The sequence below is a fragment of the Streptomyces sp. NPDC020379 genome, from assembly GCF_044387105.1.
Lineage (GTDB): Bacteria > Actinomycetota > Actinomycetes > Streptomycetales > Streptomycetaceae > Streptomyces.
The window spans coordinates 366,228-390,050 of sequence record NZ_JBIRVR010000002.1; the positions used below are offsets into that span (position 1 = coordinate 366,228).

Below are 23,823 nucleotides of genomic sequence, written 5' to 3' on the forward strand. Positions count from 1 at the left end.
CTGCCGTCCTGGGCTTGTGCCGCGTGCGGCTCGGCAGCCGGTTCAGAGGGGTGTTATCGCCGATCACCTGGCTGTACCGCTGCCCGGGGAAGCCTTTACGTTCGGGCCATGGAGAGACGTCTTGCATTCCATCCAGAACCGCTGAAGGTCGTACAGGTGCGGATGGGCTGAGGCACGCCGCCTGACACACTTCTCGCCGTAGCCGTCCTCGTCGGGCCCACCGGTTCGGACCTGAATCCCTTACGGCTCAGTGTGCATCAGCGCTCCTGCTCCCGGCTTCCGGAGCAAGGCCGCACCATCCGGCGAGGCACCTGGGTGGTAGCCCATGTGCCTCCGTCCCAGGTGGGCGTCATGGTCGGAACGGCAGAGGGGGGGAGGGGTATTGCCTGCGCCCTGTTCTGCCGCACCTGTAGGGGGTGGTCGGTTCTGTGAGGGCTGGCAGGGAAGCATGACCTGCCAGCGTTCCGCCGCCAGGTTGAGCGGTGGCTGAGGCGGCGGGAACGGTTAGAGAAACCAGCGGGGCTCGGCGTTTCATTCCCGCGCGTGCTATGAACTGGCCCACACCAACAAGGGGTTGGCAGTTGATAGCCACTCTGCGCGAGAAGTCCGTTCACATGTTCAGCACCCTCCTCGCTACGCTCTTTTCAGAGGCCCTCCCCGCCTCCGCATCAGACCCCCAGGACGTGTGCCCCCCTCCCCCGTCCTGGGGGTCTTGCTATGCGGATTTCGCGGGCTGCTGGGCTCCGGGCCAGCCCTTGTACCTGCTGGTCCCACCGGGCCCACCGATCCATTCCCAGTCCTCGGTGTCTCCGGACGCCGCCGGGTAGGTCTGGGCACCCCGGGTGACCATGACGTTCTCCAGGTAGTACAACTCGCCCTTCTTGGTGAGGTCGGTGGGGTCGCCGAAGCGGTACATCGTGTACATCTCGACGGCGCCCGCCGGGGCTGTGTCGGTGAAGGAGAGCCGGTTCCATGCGCCCTTGGGCACCGTCTGCGGGGTCATGGCGGCGTGGGGGAGCTCGTTGCCGTTCTTGTCCCACCAGATGAAGACGATGCTGCATTTCTTGTCGGTGTTGAGCCCGAGGAAGTACGCGCTGGCTGTCCATGTCTCCCCCGGCACGACGGCGATCCGTTTCGGGTTGTGGGTGGCGGCCACGTAGGCGCCGTCGCGGGCGGTGTACTGGAGGAAGTGCTTGCCGTTGGTGGTGTTGATGTCCAGCTCGGTGATCCGGGTGTCCCGGTTGAGGGTCCAGATGCCGCCGATCAGGCCGTTGGCGTCCCGCTTGAGATACTCGAATCCGGGATCGGGTGCGTAGTTGACGAGTCCGACCGGCCATTTCGCTGGGTCGGTGGTCACGTTGAGGGTGCTCTTCGGCGACTCCTTGCCTCTGGCCGCGTCGAAGTAGGCGGCGTCGACGGTGTATGCCGTGGCCGGGGTGAGGCCGGTGAAGCGCACGCTGCGCACTGCCGCGTCGCCCTCCCACTGTTTTACCCCGCCCAGCCACAGGCGGGCGGTGAGGGCCCGGTCGGCGGGCGGCTGGTCCCAGGTGACCGACAGGTCTTTCTCGCTCTTGCGGAGCACCTGCAAGTTGAGGGGGGCTGGGGGTGCGCCGTCGTCCACATAGGTGCTGGTGGTGCCGGGGGTGGTGTTCCAGCGCCATCCGGTGGTGTCTCCGTCGGCGTACTCGACGGGCCCGGGGGTCTTGGTGAGCATGACGGCGTCCACCTGGTAGCTCTCGCCGTCGGTCTGGTTGTCGAAGACGAACAGGGCGTGGACCTGCGTGGTTTTTGCCGGTGCCTTGCCGGTCACGGTGATGCGTTGCCATTCGCCCGGGAGCAGGGGGATGCCCGTGCTCTGCTGGAGGAGGACGTCCGCGCCGGTGGAGTCCTGCCAGCGCAGTGCCGTGTGGGTGGTGGCGGCCACGGTGCTGTAGACCCAGCCGGAGGCGGTCCATGTGTCGCCTTCGGTGGTGGGCTGGGTCTGACCGGCGTGGGTGAGGGCGGTGGTTGTTCCGGCCTGTCCGCGCAGGGCCAGACTTCGGGTTCCGGTGAAGGCGGTGCTGCTGAGGCTGAGGGTGGCGGTGGGCTGGTCGGCGGACCAGGGGCCGAGGCGGTTGCCGGTGAGCGCGCCGTATTCGAAGTTCGGGTTGGGGGCGCCGTTGACCAGGCCCTTGGTCCAGGTGTCGGCCTGGGTGGTGAGGACCAGGCGCTGCGGTCCGGATTCCTGTCCGTCCTCGTATCGCTGGGTGACGGTGTAGGTGTAGTCGGTGGAGGGCTTGAGGCCGGTCAGGCGCATGTAGCCGGTGGCTTTGGGGACTTCGGCGAGGGTCTGGTCGCCCTGGCGGATGATGATGCTGCGCTGGAGGTTGGTGGGGTTGGCCGGGTCCCAGATGATGGTGGCGCTGTAGGCGCCGATGTCGGTGATCTGGAGCCGTCCGGGGGTGGTGTGTTCACCGGGTATGCCGATGTAGTGAGAGGTGCGGTCGGCATCCTGCCCGTTCCATTCCCATCCGGGGACACTGCCGTCGGCGTATTCGACAGGTCCGGGGGTGCGGGTGAAACTGACACCGTCGATCCAGTAGGTCTCTCCTGCGGCCTGCTGGGGGAAGTGGAAGTGGCCGAAGGCCCGGTCTGCGCCGGGCGGGGCGGTGGCGGTGACAGTGAGGTAGGTCCAGGTGTTGGCGGGGAGGGTGGCCGCCTTGTCGCTGATGGCGATGTTGGTGGTGCCGCCCTCTGCCCACCAGCGGATCCAGATCTCTGCCGGGCGGGCGGTGGTGGAGCGTACCCAGGCGCTGAGGGTCCACTGCTGGCCGGGGACGACGGTGCGGCGGTGCGGCCACATGCTGATGCCGTAGCCAGCGCCGTCGGCCCGGGACGTCATGCGCAGGCTGCGCTGTCCGGTCAGGGCCAGGGTGGTGTCGACGGCCAGGCCGACCGGGGTGGTTTCGCGGTTGATGGTCCATGTGCCGACCTGGCCACCGCTCTGCGGAGCGGACAGTTCGAAGGACGGGTCGGCGGCTTCGTTGCGCAGGCCCTCGGGCCATGCGGTGCGGGTCGTGCGCAGGGTGAGTGTGGTGGGGGCGGATTCGGCTCCGGTGGCGTCGTTGCGGCGCAGGACGGTGATGTGGTGGAGGGTCTGGGGGGTCAGGTCGCTGAGGAGGACTCCGCTGGCGCCGGGTGCGCGGACGGTGTCCGGGCGGCCTGCCTTGCGCACGATGATGCTGCGGCCGGTGTCTTCATGGGCGCTCCAGTGCACCACTGCTGAGCGGGAGTTGACCTGGGTGGCGCGCACGCCTGCGACGGGCGGCAGGGATGCGCTGGGTCGGCCCGCAAGGGGTGGCAGTGGCTCGGTGGGTGCGGGTGTGGGTGCGGTGGCGTAGGTGAGGTCGTAGGGGGTGCCGTGCTGGATGTGGTCGGTGAGGGTGTCTTTGAGTCGGCGCTGGATGGTGCGGCGGTCTCGGTAGTAGTGGCTGCGGGTGTATTCGCCGGAGTCTGCGGCTGCGGGGCCGGTGTCTTCCCAGAGGTAGTCGGCGGTGTGGGCGCCGCCGTCGAAATAGGGCTGGAGGGCGGCGCCTTCTTCGAGCTGGACGTCGTCGAGGTGGAAGCTGCTGACCGCGCTGGCGGTGAAGTCTTCGGGAGCGGGGCCGAACCATGCGCTGAGCCATTTCGGGCTGCCGGGTGGCGGGGTGATGACGGCCCAGACGCGTACCCATTCCCCGTCGACGTGCTGGGGGTACTGGGCACGGACCTCTGCGGTGGAGATGCCCCGGTGGACGGTGGTGACGGGGCCGGTGCCGGGGACGTCCTGGGTGATTCTGACGAAGGGGCGGACGGGGAGGGTGTTGTCGGGCTGCTCGCGGATGTATCCCGAGAGGATGTGCTGGCGTCCGGTGTTGATGATCTCCAGTGTGGTGGTCAGGGGTTGCTGGCCGACGGTGCTGCCGATGCCGATACGTGTGCCCTCAGGGTGCACGGTTTCGCTGGCTGCCGGGGTGGCCCGGAAGACGGCGGCGCCGGGGCGGGTGCGGCCCACGGCCAGGGTGACGGCCGCGCTCGTTTCGGCTTCGGGGGTGCAGTTGCGCCAGATCCCGGGGGTGTTGGTGGTGAGAGAGGGGTTGCGTGCCAGGTTGATCCGGTCGGCGTGCAGGTTGATGGTCATGTGGCGGGCGGGCCGGTACCCGGTTTTCCCGGTGCGCGGTGCGGTCAGCGACTGGTAGCGGATGGCGTGGGCTGCGGTGTAGATGCTCTCCCCCACCTGCAACGTTGCCGACGGGCGCAGGACAGGGACCACGCTGGCGTACACGGCGGTGGGGGGCGGGGTGACGGTGATGTATCCGGGGGTCCAGGCGTAGGTGCCCCGTGTGGTGAAGGTCTGCCCTGCGTCGGTGGAGGAGAGGGTGGTGCCGACGGCGTCGTAGAAGGCGGCGCGGACGCTGAAGCTCTCCGCGAAGGAGGTTGCGACCGATACGGAGAACACCAGCGGTGGTGGGTTGTCGGGGAGTTGGGCGAGGGCGGCGAAGGTGGGGATGGGGCCGATCTCGGGGGCGGCCGGGGTGGTGACGGTGCATTTCAGGGAGCGGTTGCCGACCAGGACCCGGTCGCCGGAGAGGGCAACGGTGCAGCCGTTGCCGGTGTAGCACAGGGCATTGAGGTGGTAGGCGGCGTCGTGGTCGAGGAGGTTGGCGGTGGTGTGCCGCTCGACCATGACGGAGTTGAGCTGGGGCATGCTGCCCTTGGGCAGGTTGGGCAGGCGTACGGCGAGTGCGGCGTAGGCGGCGCCCCGGGTGGTTCCGGCCGGTGCGCCGGTGTTGCGGCCTTGCGGCACGGTGGTGGTCAGGTAGGTACGACGCCATCCGTTACTGGTGTCGGTGACGCCGTGGTTGACGGTCATGGCGGCGGCGGGGTCGACCCAGGGGGTGCGCAGGGCTGCGGTGGTGCTGGCGAACGGGGTGACGCCGAGGTCGGTGAGCGCGCCGAAAGCGGATGCCTGGCTGAGGCGGGCGCTGCCGGTGAAGGCGGTGCTGAGGGTGGTGGAGAGGGCGGGGATTTCCACGGTGAGGGCAGGTATGGCGCTGATGGCGGTCAGGGTTGCCGGGCCGTTGATGCTGAGGTCGGTCATGTCTGTCCCTTGATCTCCACGAACCCCAGGTATGTGCCTGTCATCTCGGGATTTTTGAGGGTGAGCAGGTCGGTCATCTGGTATCCGTCACCGGCGGACTTCTTCACCACCAGCTGGCCTTTCTCGTAGCAGACGGTGATGCGCTCGCCGTCCTTGACCTCGGGGTAGGTGCCCAGTTTGGTGAGTGTGTATTTCCCGCTGGCCAGCCACGCGCGGTAGAGGCCGTCCCGGGCCGCCAGCGTGAATGAGGCCAGGTCCGGCTTGGCCGAGAGAGCCACCCCTTGATGGGCGGTGGGGTCGGCGGGCCTGCTGACGAACGTGGCGGACACCGTGAAGGGCTGGCTGCCCGGTGCGGTGCCGGACAGGGGCGGCGGCTCGAAGAGCGCGTACGCGCAGTAGGTGCCGTCCGGTGCCGTCGCCGGAGCGAGGCGGGCGGCGCCTTCCTGGGCGGACCAGGTGCCGCCTCCGGTGATCCACGACGTGGGGGTGGTGCTGACCGGTGCGCCGGAGAGGGTGGTGCGGTGGGAGTCGAACCGGTCCAGGACGGCAGCGGCGGTGGCGCGGCTGCTCCAGGTGAGGTAGTCGGACTGGTCGCCGTACCACCACACGTCGACGGCCAGGTCCGGCAATGGCTTCCCGTCGGCGAACCGGGCGTAGGCGCTGGCGGTGATGATGTCGGTGTTGGGCCCGGCGTAGGACCATGCGCGGTTGTCGTGCGGGCCGGTACTGGGCGGGGTGGCGGTGCTGGCGAGGACGGCCTGGTAGCGGTAGCGGCCGTGGATGACGAGGTCGCCGGGCTGGTAGGGGGTGTTCGGTGTCCAGTCGTGGAGGGGGCGCAGGGGGATGCCGTAGCTGGTGATGAGGGAGGAGTCGGGGGTGGCGCGGTTGGTGGTCATGAGGGAGGGGCGCCAGTGGGCGGGGCTGTGGCCGGGTTCCTGGCCGTCGGTGACGGAGGCGATGGCTTCCCAGGTGGTGTCCTGGTAGGTGACCAGGTTGCCGAGGGTGTAGTCGGTGGTGGGGGTCCAGGGGCGGATCTGGGCGTTGGCGACGGAGGAGAGGGTGTAGGACTGGCCGTCCTCGGGGGCGGTGAAGGTCAGGCTGGTGCCGGAGTAGGGGCCCTCGACGGCGGTGGCTCCGGTCTGGATGCCCAGGCTGCCCGTCGGCAGGCGCCCGAGGGTGGCGTCCTTGAAGAGCATCCAGGTGGAGGGGTCCAGAGTCAGGGGGTTGCGTTCCAGTGCCCAGTCGCGCGGGGTGGGTTCCTGGGACCAGAAGAGGGCCGAGTCGGGGTGGCCCTGGGGTGGGACGTCAGCAGCCCGCAGCGTTCCTGTGGGGGTGATCGTCCACTGGTTGACCCCCATCTGGTACCCGGTGGAGGTGTCGTTCTTGCCGGTGGAGACGAAACGGAGCCGGTGCTTTCCCGCCGTGAGGGTCCATCGTCCGAGGCTGACGCCGACGGGCATGACGTAGGGGCTGTAGCCGCCGAATCCGGTGTTGACTTTGGTGCCGTCGAGCTCGGTGTCCCAGATCGCGAAGTCGTGGCTGGTGGTGTAGATGCCGTAGGCGTCGTACTCGCCTGCGGTGGCGACGTCGAATTCCAGGGTGAAGGAGTCGCCGAGTTTGAAGTCTTCGGCGAAGGCGCGCTCGCCCATGTAGCTCTGGCGCCGGACGCGCCCTTGGGAGGAGATGGCGACCGGTGGCAGGAGTTGGGCAGCACCGTATGTCCTGCTGGAGCCCTTGGATTTGTACACCGCAGCGCCGTACTGGACGTACTCGCCTTCGGCGTAGCGGATGCCGGGTTTCCAGTCCTGGAGTGTGGGGTGCCAGAGGCCGGACTGGTCCTGGTCGACCAGCAGGTTCGGCGTGTTGTCGATGGTGGCGTCCCAGCCGGTCAGGTCGCGGATGATCCGGCGCAGCCCGTCCGGTGAGCCTTTGGCCCGTGCGGTGGCGGTGGCGTTGTGCACGCGGGTGCGGCGCAGCGCGGGGCGGGGGGACAGGGCGGGTTCGACCCCGAGGGATTCGGCGGTGTGCTGGGTCTGCGTGAGGGTGCTGTAGCGCTGGTCGTGGATGCGGGTGCGCAGGTCGAGCTCGGTTTTGATGGTGTCGTACTGGAACCCGAGGATCTTGAGGAAGGTGAAGAGGGTCTGGTTGGTGATGCCGTCCTCGTACCCGGTGACCTCGTGCAGGGCGGTGCGGTAGGCCCGGGGCATCAGGTGGTACATGCGCTCCGCGTAGCGGTGGTCGCCCACGGCGAGGGCGGCGGTGTTGCCTGCTCTGATCCAGGTGCCGGGGCCGGTAGTGCCGGGGTCGGGCGGGGTGGCCACGAATACCGAGTAGTAGTAGAGGCGGCCCTGGGTGAGGTTGGTGTCGAGGTAGCTGGCGGTCAGTCCGTCGTGGCCGGATTCGAGGAGGACGTCACCGTCGGTGGCGTCGCCGGGCAGTCCCAGGGGGTTGCGGACCAGGCGCAGCAGCGTCCAGTCGTCCTCTTTGGAGGGCGACCAGTGGAGGTGGACGGTGCCGGGTGCGGTGGGCACGGCGGTGACCGGTTCCACGCTGTACTGCACGGGGATGTCGATGCCGTATTTTGCCTGTGCGTAGAAGTCGAGTCCGTAGACGGCCATGGTCGCCTCCTTTCCGGGGATGTGGTGGGGTCAGATGCCGAGGGGGTCGACGTCCCAGTCCGGCCGTTTGGTGAACTGCTCGGGCAGTGCCCGGATGTAGGTGAGCCCGATCCAGGTGTAGACCGTCTGAGCGCCGATGGGGTCATTGACCGGGGCGTTGGCGATCGACTTGTTGCCCATGTGCCGGATCTCGACGCTCAGCTTCTCGCCCTGATACCAAGGGCCCGCGTAGGTGGGGTTGTTGCGGTGGTAGCCGTTGGTGCCCAGAGGTGCCGAGTCACCGTCGGTCGCCACGTCCTTGCTCACACCGTCGATGTGGATACGGGTGAACATCGCGTGGTCGGTGGACTGCGTGCCGGGCTGGCGCCGGGGCACCCACATCATGGTGCGCACCGAGACGACCCACCATCCTGTCTGCGGGCAGGTCAGGTAGTAGGTGGGGCGCTTGGCGATGCCCAGAGGGTCGATGACCGGGGCGTCGTACAGCAGCGGCCACCAGTCCTCTACCGGGGAGTTGGGGCTGGTCTGGTTGACGGTCTGCGGGACGCTGGTGCCGGAGGACCGGATGGAGGCGACGGGCAGGTTCCAGCCGGTTTTGGCGGCGTCGAGCAGACCGTCCTGGTAGTACTTGATTTTTTCGATGTCCCGCTGGATGTTGTCCAGGCGGGAGTCGACGGTGGTGTAGTGGGTGGTCTTGCCCTTGGAGTCCTGGTACTCGGTGGGCAGGACACCGAGTGTGGTGCTGATGCCCTGGATTTCGTCCTGGATTTCGTTGACGTCTTCCGCCATGACGTAGTCGCGCTGATTGGTGTGCTTGGGCCAGCGGCGGACGGCCTGGGGGTAGTGCGAGGGCATCAAAGACCTCCGTCGGTCACAAGGTAGAGGTTTCCGGGGACGGGGATTTCCCAGTCCCGGCAGACAATGTCCTGCGCCCCGCTCTGCACCGCGCCGTCGCGCGTCAGGAAAGGGATCTTGACGTATTCGACGCCCGGGATGGCGTCGAGGAGGCCGTAGACGCGGCTGACCGGGAGCGACATGCCGAATGCGGTGCCGGTGTCGGAGAGCAGCTGCTGGAGCGCCTGCGTTCCGGCCAGGAGCGCGTCCTCGCGCCGGTGGTTGGGGTACAGGCCCAGCACGATCGGTGCGTCCTTGGCCCCCATGTGCACGCGCACCAGCGCCCCCGGGGAGACGCTGACGTTGACTCCGGCCACGGCGCGCTGCTGGAGGAAACGCTCGGTGCGGTCGAGGAGTTCCGGCGTCGGGGTGCCGTTGCGGGCGGTGACGATGCGTACCTGGACGGAGGTGGTCTGGCGGGCGAGTGCACGTGCCTTGCTGACGCCGGGCACGGCCAGGGCCAGGTCGGCGTAGTCGCGCAGGCTCACGGCCCGGTCCTGCGTGCGGTGGGCCCGGGGGGCGTTGGCGCGGATGGACTCCAGCGTCTCGGGATCCCGGCCGCCCGTCATGGCCGAGGAGGAGACGATGTACACCCCGGTGAGGCCGTCCATGAGGTCGACCAGGGATCCGGCGGCCAGATTCCCCCTGCTGCCGCCGCCGGTCCGGTAGGTCACGTACAGCGGCTGGCCGAGCGCGGGGACGGCGCCGGTGATGCCGTCGCCCAGGACGACGGACGTCGTACCATCGGCGCCGGTGGCCACGGTGTAGACCTTGTCCAGTCGGCCCCATTCCAGGAGGGAGTCCACCTGACGCCATTCGGTGGCGTCGTCACCGTCATCGGTGAACAGGCGGACTGTGCCGGGGATGACGGGGGTCTGCGCCAGGGCGAGGTGCTGGTCGGCGAGGCCGGTGGAGGTGCCGAGCGGCTCGACCGCCACCGTGTGCTCCTGGGCGGTGCGGCGCATGACGGTCAGGGGTGATGTGCCTGCGGTGATCCCCTCGGTGACGCCGACGGACAGCGTGGCCGCGCCCTTGGCAGGCAGGGTCACATCCTGAGCGGTCTCAAAGACCAGGGGCCCGTCCAGCTCGGGGAGGTACTCGGTGGTGATCTTCGTGCCCCGGGGCACGAGGACGTCGGACGCCTGGGATTCCTCGGTGGCCAGGGCGACGCTGCCCGAGGACGGCGAGGCCACGTCCGGGGTGTATCCGAGCATGCGCGCGAGCTCCATGATGGAGTCGCGGCGGGTGGCCGTGGAGAGGAACGCCTCGCGGGCGGCGGCTTCCTGGTAGTACGAGAGGATGTCACCCAGGTGGGCCAGGAGCTCCACCATGACCACGCCGAAGTCGGCGGCATAGGCGTCATCGTCATCGGCGGCGTTCTCCGCAGCCGTCCATTCAGGGAATATCTGTGCCGCGTGGGCGAGCATGGCTGCCCGGAATCCGTCAAAGTCCTTCGCCGTGTAATCGATGGCAGGCTTGACGGAATTTCCTGTGGCCATGAGTGCTCCGGGATCTGCGGGACAGTGGTTCCCTTAGATCGTGGAGCCCATGAGGCGAAAACTATTAGTAGATGTCGACCCGGCCGCCGGGCCGGACCGTGATGTCGTCCTCCATGAGGTCGGTCTCCTCCGGATCGGCATTGGTCCGTCCCACATCAACGAAGACGTCGCTCACACCTTGCTCGTCATCCTTGGCGAGAGGCTCGATGTTCTTGATGACCGCATTCGGCTCCCACCGCGACAAGGACTCCTGAACGGTGTGGCGGATAGCCTGCCGGGTCAGTTCGTCGTTCACCTCGAAGAGGAACGGCCCCAGGTCGGTGCCGAATTCAGGGCGCATCACCCGCTCGGTGAGCCCGGTTGCCACCACGCCGCGCACACGCTGGGACATCTGCTGATCCGGCCGCCCGACGGCGGCCACCCGGCCGTTCTTGTCCAGGGCGAAAGGGACGGACATCTGCTGCGGCACAAGCGGTCTCCGTTCAGGGGCGGGGCAGATAGACGGGCAGGTCAGGATCGCCGCCCTCGAAAAACACCCAGGTCTCCTCACCCACCGAGGGGATACGGGAACCGGGGTAGGCGGGCCTGGCCCACGGCTGGACGCTCAGTCCGGCGAGCTGGGGGATACGCACCCGCACCCGTCGGCGCTGCTGGGGATCACGGGTGTGCGAGACGATGCCGAGATAGATGCCCAGGGTGCTCACCGGGCGGCTCCGGCAGGCGCGGCCCGCCACGCCCCCTGGACCAGGGCTGTTCCGCGCGGCGGTGGCAGGACCGTGGACCGGGCGACGGAGTCCAGGCCGTCGAGACGATTACGCCCCACGACCAGCAAGGTCTCGAACACGGACTTCCGGGGGTCGGTCAGGTGCAGTACCAGGCGGTGGGTGGCCTCACGGGTCATCCACTGGCCGACCGTGCGCGGCCCCAGCCCCGCCCCTTGCAGCCAGACCTCTGTTCCCGGCCGTACCCGGGCATCACCACGTACCCGGGCACTGGCCTCGACCCAGAGCTGGGAGTTGGCGGCCTGGCTGACAGCCCTGCGCGCTGCGGAGGTCTGTGAGGCACTGGGGCGCCTCGTGGCGTAGCTGGTGGTGCGGGCCTGGACGGTGCTGCGGTCCACGACCCGGGAGATGCGACGGGTCGCCGGGTTGTACCCGTACGCCTCCGAGCGGGTACGCAGGCCCCCGACCGGGTCCAGCTCACCGCCGGTCATCCGGAAATCGTAGATCGTGTCACGGATGCCGGGGAGCTTGGTCAGGAAGAACGCGGGCACCTCGTGCCCCTGCCGCAGTGAGACCAGCGGATCGGTTACGTACACGTGCGTGCCGTCGACCACCAGGCGCAAGCCGCACTCATCGGCCAGCTCGCGCAGGAAGACGAAATTGGACTGGGAGTGCTGGGACCGGGCCGGTAGACGGGTGGGGCTGTGCTGGACCATGGGGGCCAGCTGGTGGTCGCGGCAGATGGTGCGGGCCATGTGGGAAGGGGAGGCCGCGATCCAGGTCCGGCTGCGCTGCGTCTGGAGAAAGCTCGTGGCGCCGGTCAGGGTGTAGGTCACCGTGACCTCGGTGTTCGCGGTGAATTTCGTGTCCTCGCCGGAGGAGGCGATATTGAAGGAGTGCACGTACCCGAAGAAGTCGGCCCTCTGGTGCGGGCCGGAACCGTAGACCAGGTGGACGGGTGCGCCTTCCGGTATGAGACGGCCGGTGGCCATCAGCCAGCCCTGCATATCCGCACGGAACGGCGCGGAGAACGCCACCGTCACCTCCGCAACAGGATGCGCGCCTTCCTTCAGGTGCACAGCCAGTTCCGTGACGAACTGGCGGACAGAGGTGACCTTCGGGTAGACGACCGAGGCGTGCGGGGCGTGCATCCTAAGTGACATGCGGGATCCTGATAATCGTTCCTGGCGGAGGCTCCGTCCAGTCCATGACATGCGGGTTGACGTCAGCGATACGCCACCACTGTGTGGCATCTCCGTAATGCCGGTAGGCCAGGAGATCCACCCGGTCTCCGTCCCTCCACCGGTACCGCCTGGCCCGGGTCCTGATCGTCTCCTGCGGGCCGGTTGAAATAACCCTACGGCTGATTCCGTCGGGGCTGGTAACCAGCTCCACAACATGACGCGCGTACCGCGAACGGCTCGATATCACAGTCCTCTCCACCTCACTTGGGAAGCCCGGTCACGGTGATACTCACCGCGCTGCGCGTCGGTATCATCTCCTGCGTCCAGTGGGAATACTGGATCGACAGATTGCTGATGAAGCCGTAGAAGTACAGATTGTTGTGACCGCCGAAATAGATGTCCACCGGCACCATCTGCATCGGTCCCGTGATTTTCGTCGGCAGCTCCCCGGAGTCCGGGGACGGCTTGGAGGTGTCGCTTCCGTCCTTGTACGGCGTGACGGTGACACCGACGTTGGGATTCACCTGCTGATTGATGCCGCAGATGTTGTACAGCATGTTGATGTCGTACATCACCCCGAACTTCGCCGGAGGCTTGTCACGGGGCCCGAGCACATCGAAGGTCCGGTCGAACAGCAAGCTGAACGAACAGGAGTTGTTGACCGGCAGCAGTGCGGTACCCGTCATATCCTCACTGCGCTGCCACTGCGCCAACTGCATGTTCTGCCCGTCAAGCCCGTGCGTGACAGCAACCGTTGAAGGGTTGTACAAAAAGCGCAGGGTCCGCAGGTCCGACTCCTTCGTCCCACCCGGCATCTTCGCCGTACGGATGAAACCCCGGCGGCTGAACAGCTCATTGCCCCAGCCATCCGTTCCCTCACCGACCCTGCCGCCACCCGTCCAGACACCCGCCGTCGCGGTCTGCCTGCGATCCCACGGCTCATTGTCCCTCTGGTCGGACTTCAACTCCTTGATGTTCTCAAACATGAGTTACACCCCCGCCCCGATCCTCTTGATACGGTCATCCGCCGCGACGTAATCGACGATCTGCTGCGCCACCTGATATGCGGCCGGACCTGAGGCACCTCCCGCGATGCTCACGCGGATCGCACCATCGGCGAACTGGATAACCACCCCGCCCGGCCCAGCCGCTGAGGGCGTACCGGCGGCACTGGCCCGCGCCGCCTCCGCCGCCGGAGACGTCACCGGAACGGAATCCTGGAGCAGCGCCTGGCGGATCGTCTGCGCCTGCCGGGCCGGGATGATCATCTCGCCCTTGTGGACCTGTGCCACCTCATCAGCGGGCAACTCCCATGCGCCTACCGCATATCCGCGTGGCTCCGCCATACGCTCAGCCCAGCCTGGTCCGTAACGGCCCTTGGCATAGTGCACGCCGGAATAGAGGTTGGCCGCCGGGTTGACGCTGACTCCGTATTTGAAGGGCCCGGTCTTCAGGTAGGGTCCGGCGTTCTCTTTGAAGGTCGGTCCGATGACCTGGAGCAGGCCGACAGACGGGGTTCCCGATTTCCAGTTGATGTCTGTGGTGTTGACGATGTTGGGGTCGCCGCCGCTCTCCTTGTCGATGCTCTTCAGCACCAGCCCCGTCTTCTCCAGAGGCTCGTGCAACTGCCGCAGGACCGACCGGACTACACCCGCCCAGCGCTGCACGCCGGATCCGGACGCGCCTATAGACGCTGCCGAGGTATCTCCCGAATCCTCTCCGTCGCCTCCTGATGACTTCTGCTTCGAGGTGCCGCCGCTGCCTGCGGGAGAGCCGCCGGAGGCGGTCAACGCGGCTCTGAGAACGTCGACTTCATTGGCGCTGCCGTAGGCGTCACCGATCGCGCCGATAGCTGATGTCCCGGTCTTGGCGCTGTTATCGTTCCCGGAGCCCGCCTCGGAGGATTTATCTCCATCGCCGTCGACGGAGATGGTGTCCCCGCCGCCCGCGACGAGCCGCCGCACCGCGATGTACTTCCCGAAATGTGATTCGGGGTCGATCCTGATCTTCTGCCCGCTTCTCGGCGCGTGCACAATCTTCCCGCCGCCCAGGTACATGACCACGTGGCCGGAATTCGGGAACATCAGGTCGCCGGGCTTGCGGTCCTTGTAGTCGATGCCCTTGCCCTGGGTCATCTGCTCATAGGTCGTACGCCCCAGGGAGATACCGGCCTTGGCGTAGGCGTACTGCATCAAGGACGAGCAGTCGAAGCCGACCGTGTCCGCGCCCTGCGCGAACCCCGTGCTGGGACCGTCCGGTCCGCCACCGCCCCATGAGTAGGGGATGCCGATCTGGCTGAGTGCGGCGCCGATGGCACTGTTCGCGGCACCCTGCGGCAGGTTGGCCCGCGTCTTGTGGGGCGCCCCGCTGCCCGCTCCTCCCCCGCTGTCGGCACCGCCACCGATCAGACCACCGATGCCACCGATCAGACCACCAGCTACGGCCCCCACCCCGGTACCGATGACGGGTACGGCAGAGCCGATTCCCGCACCCAGTGCGGCACCCTGGGCGGCTCCGCTGAGGGTGCTCATCAGCCGCCCTCCAGTCCCGGAGTCGACGCCCTGAGCTGCCCCCACGATCTGCTTGATACCGGGCAGCTCCAAAATGGAGTTCAGCGCCTCCTTGAACTTGATGACGACATCAGTCGTCGCCTGGAGCGTCGGCGCGAAAGCATCCATCATCTGGGAATCGTGACGCCGCTCCTCACCCTCTTTACGCTTGCGCTGGTTGATCAAATTGTCAGTGTCCAGGCCGCCCTCATCCAGCTTCTTCCGGGCAGCCTTCGCCTTGTCCCCTGTCCCGCCCGCGTCCTGGAGCAGCTTGTCGAAGTCCTCAGCCGAACCCTTCGTCTTCTCCTGCCATTTGGCCTGCGACTGGATCTCGTTGAGCCTGTTCTCGACCCAGTCCTGCGACTGCCCGGACATCCGGGCCTGAGCCTCCAGAGTCGTGCGCAGCGCCCCGCCCTGCTCGCTGTCCGCCTGCACGTTTTTCAGGGTGTATCCGCCACCCCGGTAGACACGGCCCAGGAGGTTCTCGTTCAGCTGCGCCTGGGACATGCGCTCGCCGCCCGCGCCGATCGTCGGCCCCACGCCCATGACCTGGTACATCATGCTGGTCTGCGGCGTGTACATGGCCGTCATCATCTGCGCGGAATCGGCGACACCCATGGACGGGTCGAGGAGGGCATAGCCGGACGCGCGCTTGTGGAGGATGCGCCGCTCCGCGTCCGAGCGGCCCATGCCGAGTCGGCGGTCCACCTCGAAAAGGCCGGTGTTCAGATCCTCGGTGCTCTGCGCCGTGCTGCTGTGCATGGCGTCATTGCGCAGACGGTTCTTCTCCGACCACCGGCCACGGTCCTGATCGCCCCACTGGGTATAGGCGAAGGTGGCGTACCGGTCCATCTCGTACGCCTGCGTCGTCATATGGTCGACACGGCGCCGGAATTTCCCCGCACCCCAGGTGGCCGCCGCACCGGTCGCCTGCCCGAGCCCGTAGCTGAGCCGGGGGTCGCCGCCCCCAGCAGGTGCCGGGCCCCCGCCGGAGTCCCCTCCCCCGTTGCCGCTGCCTCCGTCTCCCGGAGGAATGGGCGGCGCGGGACGGGTGGTGGTGTACAGACGTGTGATGGTGCCCCGAAGCGGCGGGAGCTGCTGAGGAACCACCGTCGGTACAGGGAGCCGGTTCCCGGCGGGCACGGGCAGCCGGTTGCCCCCCGTGCCCAGGGTCACGGACGTGGGGACGAGCACGCCCCCGCTGCCGGAGGACTGTGCGACCTGAGCCCGACCGGCGGCATAGGGGGAATTCGCCGGGGGGAACTGGGTGCTGCTGACCGCAGTGCCGGTGATCTTCCCGGTGAGCCCGTTGATGGCCCGGTTCATCCGGTCCAGGGACTGTCCGAGCTCCTTGATCTGCTTCTCGGTCGCGTCGACGCCCTTGACGAATTCATTGGTCCCCAGGAGGCGCCCGGCGATGTTGGGCTCGTTGAGCGGAGTGTCATCCTGTGCCATTGCCTTCGGCCTCCTTTCGCTGTTTGGACCACAGGGCGAGATCGCGCCAGTAGTGGCGCTCGCGGACGCTAAGTCCCTTTACTTCAGAGGGTGTCCAGCCGTAGACGTGGACGAGGGAGGCGTAGTCGATGAGCGTGGCCTCCACGTCAGAGATTGAGAAACGTGTCCGCCAGGGTGAGCGGCAGCGGGATCTCCTTTCCGCAGCCGTCGTGCTCGACGGAGATGTCCATCAGCTGAGGACCCGGGGCATGGTCGGCGAGGTAGAGCAGTACCTTGCGCCGGTCGGAGATACCAAGCTTCCGCGCCACATCTGCGCTGCCCTTGACGACCGTGCCGTCCGGCGCCTCGATACGGTCAAGGCATCGCTCCAGAAGGCGCGTGTTCTTGACGGCATCCGACGCGTCAGGGTCGGTGAGAATGTGCTCCTGGTCCGCGACCGTAGGAAACGTCACGTGGGCAATGCCGCCCCGGAGCTGGACGGTGTGCGGGCCGTCCGGCAGCCCCTGCTGAGGCACGGTGGCCAGGTCGACAGTGATATCGACAGACTGATGGCAGCCGGGGCAAGGAACACCCTTCATCTCAAGCGTCGGTCCGAAAGTGGCACGGCGGATCGCGAGGAGCAGCGCGTCCCTGTCGCCGACGTAGAGACCCGTCGTCAGCTCAGGCGTGGGCTTGGTGCCGCCGATGCCGACGAGGCCGCGCTCCAGCACCTTGGAGAAGAATCGCAAGGTGTTCGTCGCGACGGACGCCAGAGCTTCCTCGTCCTCTCCTGTCAGCTCCCGCACCTCAGCCGCACGGACGGGCTGGCCGTTGATGGTGGCGCCCACGGGCAGCGTGACGAGGCAGTCGTTGGGAACAGGCGGCGCGGGCGGCGGCCCTACCGATTCGGTGAGTACCTGCTGCATGACCTGAGTGGCTCTGGCTGGATCCTCGGCGGGGCTGATGGCTGATGCCGTGTTCCCGTCGTCAAAGTGCCAGTCGTACGTCATCTCGCTCATCTGCTACTCCTGCTGAAAGTTAGAGGGAAACGCCGGTCGGCCCGGCCTTGGACGCGACCTTGAAATCGAACCCCTCATGGGCAAACGTCATCTGGCTGACCGCGTACATGTTCTGACCGGCGTCGAGGTCGCCGAACGCGATAGCTGTTGGCCACGCGTTGTACACACGCCAGATCGCCTTCACGGCGGCTGTTGGCTTGGTGACCGGATGGTCGATCAGCATGATGTCAATGGTGGCGCGGAAATCGGTATTCGTGTCGTAGGTCTTGCCGACGCCCTGCATGACCGAGAACATCTGGTACATCCAGTCGAGCAGTTGCTGATCACCAGGGCAAAGGCCCTTGGAGAGGGTGATCGGAGAGAAGTCTGACTGCGTTCTGTTACCTCACACTGCGGGTAACGTCTGGTGCTATGTCTTGTCTGCTTCTGGTGCGCACTGTTGCTGTGTGCGGGCTGGTCATTTCTGCCAGCCTCTACGGCTCTCACCGCAGACCCGAACATATCTTGACCCCTGTGGGGTCTCCCGTGCATGTTCTGTGAACCTTCCCGTCGGGCCGTCAGGTCCAGGCGGGCTCGGCTGCTGATTTTCCCTACCTCCGGCTTTTCGAACCATCACGCCTGAGGTTTCCCTCTACGTTGTGGTGCCGGAGTCTGACAGGAGGTCCCAGCAATTCTCGGGATTATCACTAGCAAGTTGCCCTGCTAGGCGGCCAGTGCGAGGTTCTCGCGGAAACCGGGGAGCTTTTGCGTAGTGACGTTGTTGCCGCCGGTGCGATAGGCGATGACGTCCGTGGTCATGCTCAGGCCACTCACCGCCATGAACCCCATCTTGGGATAGGCATTCTGGAGTGACTGGGGTCCGTGGATCTGGACGTGAAATTTGAACGAGCGAAGCGGGTCAGTTGAGATGGATGCGAGTGAGGACTTCTGTTCAACGGTGGTACGGGTCTTGCCTGCCATGTCTTCCTCTCCTTCTAGAGAGACTCTGCTGAGGTCGAACCGCCCTCGAACTGGCCGATGTGGATGCCGATGAATTCAGCAGGGCGGGCCAGCGCCAGCCCCACGTCGATGTGGACTTCGCCGTTGGAGACGGTCTGTTCCGTGTTGTTCGTGGCATCGCAGATGACGCGGAAAGCCTGGTCTGGGGTGCTTCCCTTGAGCATCTGCGTCTGGGTCATCTCGGTGAGGCGCTGCGTGACGATCGCCGCCAGACTCGCCCACAGGTCCGGTGTATTCGGCTGGAAAACCGCGAACTGGGTGCTCTCCACGAGCATCTTGCGCACGTGGATGAGGAACCGCCGGACTGCGATGTACCTGTCCGGGTAGCCGGACTTGGCGGTGCGTCCTCCCATGATGCAGAACCCCGAATTCGGGACCTGACGGATGACGTTGATGCCTGCCTGGTTGAGGACATCGAGCTGGGCGTCGAGGAACCGGAACTGGACGGCGTACACGGCCTTGAGTGAGGCTTCAGGGCCAGCTGGGGTGCGGTGGGGTCCGTACTGGACATCGAAGTCGGCGAAGCGCCCCATGACGGCGCCGCCGGGCGGCAGGAGCCGGGTTGCTCCGGTGGCGGCCACCGCCGGGTCGGCGGTGCTGATCCAGGGACCGTAGACGGCTGCGTAGGAGGAGGTCCGTAGCGGGGCTGGGCTGGTGCCCCGGTTACTCAGGGGAGACAGGGCCAGGTACTTGTCGACGGCCTGGTCGAGCGTGGTGTCAGCAGCGAGCCGGGGCCCGTCGACGACGAGGAATGCATAGCCGTAGGTCTCGCACCAGTCGATGATCGGGTTGAGGATGGCCGCATCGCTGATCCCTGGCAGATTGATGTTGAGGGTCTGGCCGGTCTCCTCCAGCTGGCGGGTCGCGGCGACCAGGTCGGGCGCGGAGGCACCGTCGTCACCACCGGTCAGTGGTGCGTCCTGCACGGGTGCGGGAGTGAAGTCGGCCTTCCACGGAGGCTTGCCCAGGTACTCGGCTGTGAGGAAATGGGAGCCGGTCGAGGGCGAGTTGACGATGGCGACGACATTGCGCTGGTCGGCGGGGTCCGTGGAGAGGTCATTGAAGCGCTCAATGGTGCTGCCGGAGGAGTCGCCGCCGACCTTGATCCAGAGGTTGAAGCGGCCGGGTCCGGTATTGGAGTCGCTGATGCTGACCGAGACCGTATTGCCATAGGAGCCTGCGGCCTTCGCTGTCAGCCGCAGAGTGTCGGCAGGCAGCGAAGGGGGCGCCTTCGGTGGATCGCCGCCGTTGACCGGAGGGGCGGGGGCCTCGCGGTCCTTCAGAGTCAGTGACGCGGTCTTGGCGTCCTTCGCTACCGCGCGCACGATGTAGGCGGCGCGGCCTCCGTTGCCGAAATACTGGTGCACGGCAAACGGCAGCATCCGGCTTCCGTCTCCGAATCCGCCGAAGAGCGTGACGAAGTCGGCCCAGTTCCTGACCAGGGTCGGTGTACTCGGGCCGTAGGTGTGCTCGCCGACGAAGGCCGAGATGAATTCACCTGCCGGGGCCTCGCTGACGAGGATCGGCACGAGCGATTCGTCGACGAATATTCCGGGGCGGCGGTAGTTCGCCATGCGGTTCCTCTTCTGCTAGGTCGGCCAGGGGTCTTGGGTGTCGTGGACAGTCCGGATGACTTCCTTGACGGGGGTGGCTTCGGTGACTTCGCCGAGTACCTCACTGGTGACCCGTACGAGGTAGACAGCCTGGAACAGCCTCTTGCGGTATTCGTCCCATCCCGTGACGAATTCCGGCCCGCCTGCGAGATCAAGGCTCCGTACCGTGCCGTCCTCGGGGATCTCCAGGTATCCGAACCGGGCGGGCAGGTAGGAGAATTCCGCGAGAGTGCCGGTGAGGTCGGTGATGTGCTGCTGCTTCCGTGCCAGCACAGTGACCTGGTATTCGATCAGGTACGGAATGGGGTCACGTGTGTAGTACGGGGATGCTGAGGGGTCCGTCATATCGCCCCACGGCCTGCGGCCTTCAGGCGCATACTTCAGCTGGACGGTTCCGCGCCATTCCCGTGAGGGGTCCCGCTCAGCACGGGTGCGTTCAAGGATCACCAGGGGGAAGGTCTGGTCAGCCAGCTCTGTCTCGGGAAGCGAGAAACGCACACCGACGGGCAGCTCCACTGTGCCGTCTTTGACGGACAGCCCTTGGAGCTTGCGCCGGATCGCGGCGTCCTCATTCCTCAGCCATGGCATGGATGTGACCTCTGATCAGCCCTTTCTGACAGATCAAGAATTACACCCGGAAGAGCGGGACTGTTAGCGAGGCTTCTGGATGAGCCGGTTATGGAAAGCCCGGTACGTGGCGAACATGGGGTCGCTGGTGATCTCGTCCGCCTTCACTTCGGTGAGCGTGAGAGCGACGATCGCATCGCGGCGCCGGAGCCGCCCGAGGACATCGATTTTCTCCATACGGAAGAGCCGACCGTCGTATCCGATCCAGTCCCGCAGATACCGGTAATTCAGAAGGCCGGGCTCCGTGATCCCCACCCGCTCCAGCTGGCGCAGGGACGCGGTGACGGACAGCGGGGCGACCTGGTAGAGGCCGCGCTCGGTGCGGTCGGCGGTTCCCTGGTCCCGGTAGGCGTTGAGGACCGGGACGGAGAGGGGGCCCCAGAAGGCCCGGCCGGTGCCGGTGCCCTCGTCGTAGATGTCGTCCCTCTGCGATGTCTCCGGGGAGAACCGGAACCAGTCGACGGTGTCGCCCGTCCGGGCTGCCCAGGAGCGCAGGCCCCGATCGATGCGGGAGGACTCCGCTGCCGGTGACCATCGGCCGCGCTTGCGGTCGGCCCGGCTCATCCGATCAGGCCCGAGATGATCGGCGTCGGGATGCCCGAGGGGTCCTCGTTGTGCCGGTCGATCGGCGGCAGCTGACGCGTGGGATAAGCGGAGTCGTCGAACTCCCGGGGCGTGAAGACCGGGATGTAGCGATTGGTCGTCGGAGAGACACGCCGCAGCGTGGCCACCTCGATACGGTAGGCGCCAATGTTGAGCTGCGCGCACAGCTCCTTGTAGCGGTCGGTGAGCGCCGTGATCTGGTCCATCGTTTTGGTGTAGGTGCGCTCCCGGTCGATGTGGGTGCCCTCGGGGGTCTGGATGTCCGGCTCGGGGGCAAGGCTGGTGGCAATGTCCCAGAGCGCGTTGACCGTGGCGAGGATGGCCAGCGGCAGCTCCTCGATCTCCGGGAGGCTGTCGAGGGTCAGCGGCTCGTCGGCATACCGGTAGAAGCCCTCAGGGCTGCGGTAGCGGTCGGTCTGGACGCGGTCGCCGCAATGCCACAGCTGCGCCTCGCGGATGTACTGGAGGAGGTCGTCGTCGGTGAACATGCCCCGGGCGGTGCCCTCGACGATGACGATGGCGCCCAGGGCCAGAGGGGCGGTTCCCCGGAGGATGATGCGGCCCTGGACGGGGTCGAGGGTGTAGTCCTGGCCGGGCTTGAGGTCGCTGAGCGCGCCCTCCTTGATCATGGTGGCCCGGTCCACGGTGACATTCGATTCCGAGAGGTCGAATTCTGCGAGGTCGCCCGTACCGGTGAGGACATCCCGGTAGGGGGTGCCGTGGTCGTCGAGCATGCTCTTCATGCGGCGCAGAACGCGCGCGGTGTCGGCCATCAGACGCACTCCAGGCTCAGGGTCTTCTCCGGGATGGTCAGATCTTCGAACTGCCGGACCTGGACGGGGGCGTCGAGGGGCCAGACGGCGATGACGTGACCGGTGGCCCGGTTGGAGGTGACGGCGATGTGGGTCACCGGAGCGGGTGTGCCGTCGAGATCGGTGAAGGTCCCGAACGTCACACGCTGACGGTTGCTCAGCTCGTGGCCGGAGGAGGCGGCCGACATGGTCAGGAGCTGGGGCAGGTACCCGGGCGCGAGGAGCTCCGCGTCGAGGACGGCGCTCATCGTCGGGCTCGTTCCCGGTGACTGGGTCAGGAGGCGGATCCATGTGTCGGCGGTGAAGTCCTGCCCCGTGCCACGGGCAGCCAGGAGCCGGGTGAGGTACTGGCTGTCGGCGGTGAGCGTGCTGGCCAGCCAGCGCACGATATCGTCGTGCACGGCCAGGAGCAGCGTGTCGGGGCTCCTGGCGGCCAGGTAGGCGCTCATATGCCGGAGGAGCGGCGTGAGCGTCTCGGCCTTTCCCGTGACGTCGAGGGACGCCTGGAGCAGGGCCTCGCGTGCCGTGCTGGTCACCGGCCCGGTGGGGGCGGTGCGGAGGGTGACTGCGCCCTTGGGGATGACCAGGGTCGATCCCTGCGTGGCGGTGACGGGGATATCGAGTTCCCCTACGGCGATGGGTACGGTGTCGCCGCGTACCGGGTCGGGCAGGAGGGCGACGTGGCGGATGGTGCCGCCGGATCCGGCAGTGCCGGTGAAAGGGCCGAAGAGCAGCGTGTTGCTGTTGCTGACCATGATGGTGCCGTCGGTCGCGTTGGTCTGCACTCCGTCGGCGAAGAGCACGCGCTGAGGACTGCACCCCTCAGCGGCAACCTCGTAGTCGCGGGCCAGGGCCTCGCCCGTGGCCCACGGGTCGAGCGGGGCCCTGGTCAGGAGCATGACCCAGCAACTACCTGCGCGCGAGCCGGAGATGAAGTTGTTCAGAGCCTCGGGGGCCTGGGCGAAGCGCGCGCTCAGCTGGCTCAGTACCTGGCTGGACAGGCAGCCCAGCCAGGTACTGCCGTCTCCGTGCGCGGCCGTGGCCAGCCGGAGACTCGCTGTCTCGTACCACTGGCGTACGCGGGCCTCCGGCACATCCGCCTGCGGGTGCATCAGAGCCTGCATCCACAGGTCGCGGAGTCCGGGAGTGACGGACTGGACCATCAGGCCACCCCGATCTGAAGGGTGGCTGCTCGCACCGAGAGGGTCTCTCCCGAGTGCACCTGGAACGGGGTGGCCAGCGGCCAGACGGCCAGGACACGGGCGGCCGGAGTGTCGCTCTCGTTGATGGCAGCGAGGTGGGTGATGGTCCCGGTGCCGTCCTGGGACGTGAAGATCAGCGGCCCGAACTGGATGTCGGTGCTGCTGGCATAGGCGACACGGCCCTGATCGTCCCTGGCCTCCGTCAGCGTCAGGGCCTGCCGCGCGTACCCGCTGGCGATCACCTCGCGGGCCGTAACCGAGTCGGCGGTGGCGTCCAGCCCGGGGTCAGCGGTCAGCAGGAGCAGACGTCGGCGCACGCTGCGCGGCTTGACGGTCTCGGTCTCCTTACGGAAGGCGGCCTCCCCGCCGGAGGCGACCAGTGCCGCCACGGAGGCCAGGAACTCGGCAGGCAACACCCGGTACAGCAGCTGCCTGTCCGTCGCGGAACTCCACAGCGCCTGGAGATACGCCACCGCCAGCGCATTGTCGGGAGCGGCAGCTCCCGCCAGGAGGCGCGTGGTATCAGCGGCAGTGGCCCTGGGGACGATCGCGCTCACGCGGCATCCTCCAAAGACGGCGCCGTGGTGGCGGTGAGCCCGCCCCGGTCCGAGGGCTCGCCGACGGGCACGGTGCTGTCGTCCAGGAGCTGAAAGCTCTGCGCGAACAGCACCTGCCCGTAGCCGATGTGCCGCTCGACGAGCTCACCCGGCTGGATACGGTCATCCAGGTAGACGAATGACACGTAAGGCTGGTCCTGGTACGGGTTAGGACGCTGGCCGGGCGGTGTCACGTCATAGACCTCCACCGTGATCCCGGGATTCAGCTTCCCCAGCCCGACACCAATGCCCTCGGGCGCGGTGAGACGGTACCGGCGCCCTGCCTGCACCTGAGGTCCGGCGATGGAGGGGAGGAGACTGAGGTCGGCCATA

At 67.0% G+C, this 23,823-nt stretch carries 19 protein-coding genes and 1 pseudogene; all 20 read right to left on the reverse strand.

The window, feature by feature from the left end:
* Window positions 1–715: 715 nt before the first annotated feature.
* Window positions 716–5,119: a fibronectin type III domain-containing protein gene (locus ACH427_RS04185; protein WP_398867815.1), complete on the reverse strand. Its 4,404-nt coding sequence runs from the start codon at window positions 5,117–5,119 to the stop codon at window positions 716–718.
* Entirely contained in the window at window positions 5,116–7,737 is a 2,622-nt protein-coding gene (locus tag ACH427_RS04190) for a hypothetical protein (protein WP_398867816.1), read from the reverse strand. Before ACH427_RS04190 ends, ACH427_RS04185 begins: the two co-directional genes overlap by 4 nt.
* 30 nt (window positions 7,738–7,767) lie before the next feature.
* Window positions 7,768–8,592 (reverse strand): hypothetical protein, encoded by an 825-nt coding sequence (locus ACH427_RS04195; protein WP_398867817.1) that lies wholly within the window; start codon window positions 8,590–8,592, stop codon window positions 7,768–7,770.
* Window positions 8,592–10,130 carry a baseplate J/gp47 family protein gene (locus tag ACH427_RS04200; protein ID WP_398867818.1) on the reverse strand — a complete coding sequence of 513 codons (1,539 nt, stop codon included), beginning with the start codon at window positions 10,128–10,130 and terminating at the stop codon, window positions 8,592–8,594. Before ACH427_RS04200 ends, ACH427_RS04195 begins: the two co-directional genes overlap by 1 nt.
* Window positions 10,131–10,194: 64 nt before the next feature.
* Window positions 10,195–10,599 carry a GPW/gp25 family protein gene (locus tag ACH427_RS04205; protein ID WP_398867819.1) on the reverse strand — a complete coding sequence of 135 codons (405 nt, stop codon included), beginning with the start codon at window positions 10,597–10,599 and terminating at the stop codon, window positions 10,195–10,197.
* Between the two features lie 13 nt (window positions 10,600–10,612).
* Window positions 10,613–10,834: a phage baseplate assembly protein V gene (locus tag ACH427_RS04210; RefSeq protein WP_398867820.1), complete on the reverse strand. Its 222-nt coding sequence runs from the start codon at window positions 10,832–10,834 to the stop codon at window positions 10,613–10,615.
* On the reverse strand, window positions 10,831–12,015 hold the full coding sequence (locus tag ACH427_RS04215; RefSeq protein ID WP_398867821.1) for a hypothetical protein: 1,185 nt from the start codon (window positions 12,013–12,015) through the stop codon (window positions 10,831–10,833). Before ACH427_RS04215 ends, ACH427_RS04210 begins: the two co-directional genes overlap by 4 nt.
* On the reverse strand, window positions 12,005–12,295 hold the full coding sequence (locus ACH427_RS04220) for a tail protein X (protein ID WP_398867822.1): 291 nt from the start codon (window positions 12,293–12,295) through the stop codon (window positions 12,005–12,007). The genes ACH427_RS04215 and ACH427_RS04220 overlap by 11 nt, the downstream gene beginning before the upstream one ends.
* A 1-nt stretch (window position 12,296) precedes the next feature.
* Entirely contained in the window at window positions 12,297–13,022 is a 726-nt protein-coding gene (locus ACH427_RS04225; RefSeq protein WP_398867823.1) for a hypothetical protein, read from the reverse strand.
* A gap of 3 nt (window positions 13,023–13,025) precedes the next feature.
* The gene (locus ACH427_RS04230; RefSeq protein WP_398867824.1) at window positions 13,026–16,040 is read right to left on the reverse strand and encodes an NlpC/P60 family protein; all 3,015 of its coding nucleotides are present in this window, start codon (window positions 16,038–16,040) and stop codon (window positions 13,026–13,028) included.
* Window positions 16,041–16,186: 146 nt separating this feature from the next.
* On the reverse strand, window positions 16,187–17,038 hold the full coding sequence (locus ACH427_RS04235) for a hypothetical protein (protein ID WP_398867825.1): 852 nt from the start codon (window positions 17,036–17,038) through the stop codon (window positions 16,187–16,189).
* Window positions 17,039–17,057: 19 nt separating this feature from the next.
* A pseudogene (locus ACH427_RS04240) lies at window positions 17,058–17,402 on the reverse strand (phage tail protein); the annotation flags it as partial.
* Window positions 17,403–17,740: 338 nt separating this feature from the next.
* Complete coding sequence (locus tag ACH427_RS04245; protein ID WP_398867826.1) at window positions 17,741–17,998, reverse strand: phage tail protein; 258 nt, start codon at window positions 17,996–17,998, stop codon at window positions 17,741–17,743.
* A gap of 14 nt (window positions 17,999–18,012) precedes the next feature.
* Complete coding sequence (locus ACH427_RS04250) at window positions 18,013–19,611, reverse strand: phage tail sheath family protein (protein WP_398867827.1); 1,599 nt, start codon at window positions 19,609–19,611, stop codon at window positions 18,013–18,015.
* Between the two features lie 15 nt (window positions 19,612–19,626).
* Window positions 19,627–20,238, reverse strand: coding sequence for a hypothetical protein (locus ACH427_RS04255; RefSeq protein ID WP_398867828.1), 612 nt, complete (start codon window positions 20,236–20,238; stop codon window positions 19,627–19,629).
* Window positions 20,239–20,301: 63 nt separating this feature from the next.
* Window positions 20,302–20,841, reverse strand: coding sequence for a hypothetical protein (locus ACH427_RS04260; protein WP_398867829.1), 540 nt, complete (start codon window positions 20,839–20,841; stop codon window positions 20,302–20,304).
* On the reverse strand, window positions 20,838–21,653 hold the full coding sequence (locus tag ACH427_RS04265) for a hypothetical protein (protein WP_398867830.1): 816 nt from the start codon (window positions 21,651–21,653) through the stop codon (window positions 20,838–20,840). Before ACH427_RS04265 ends, ACH427_RS04260 begins: the two co-directional genes overlap by 4 nt.
* On the reverse strand, window positions 21,653–22,855 hold the full coding sequence (locus tag ACH427_RS04270; protein ID WP_398867831.1) for a hypothetical protein: 1,203 nt from the start codon (window positions 22,853–22,855) through the stop codon (window positions 21,653–21,655). The genes ACH427_RS04265 and ACH427_RS04270 overlap by 1 nt, the downstream gene beginning before the upstream one ends.
* A complete protein-coding gene (locus ACH427_RS04275) occupies window positions 22,855–23,451 on the reverse strand; it encodes a hypothetical protein (RefSeq protein WP_398867833.1) in 597 nt (198 codons plus the stop codon). Before ACH427_RS04275 ends, ACH427_RS04270 begins: the two co-directional genes overlap by 1 nt.
* Complete coding sequence (locus tag ACH427_RS04280; RefSeq protein ID WP_398867834.1) at window positions 23,448–23,822, reverse strand: hypothetical protein; 375 nt, start codon at window positions 23,820–23,822, stop codon at window positions 23,448–23,450. The genes ACH427_RS04275 and ACH427_RS04280 overlap by 4 nt, the downstream gene beginning before the upstream one ends.
* Between the last annotated feature and the right edge of the window lies 1 nt (window position 23,823).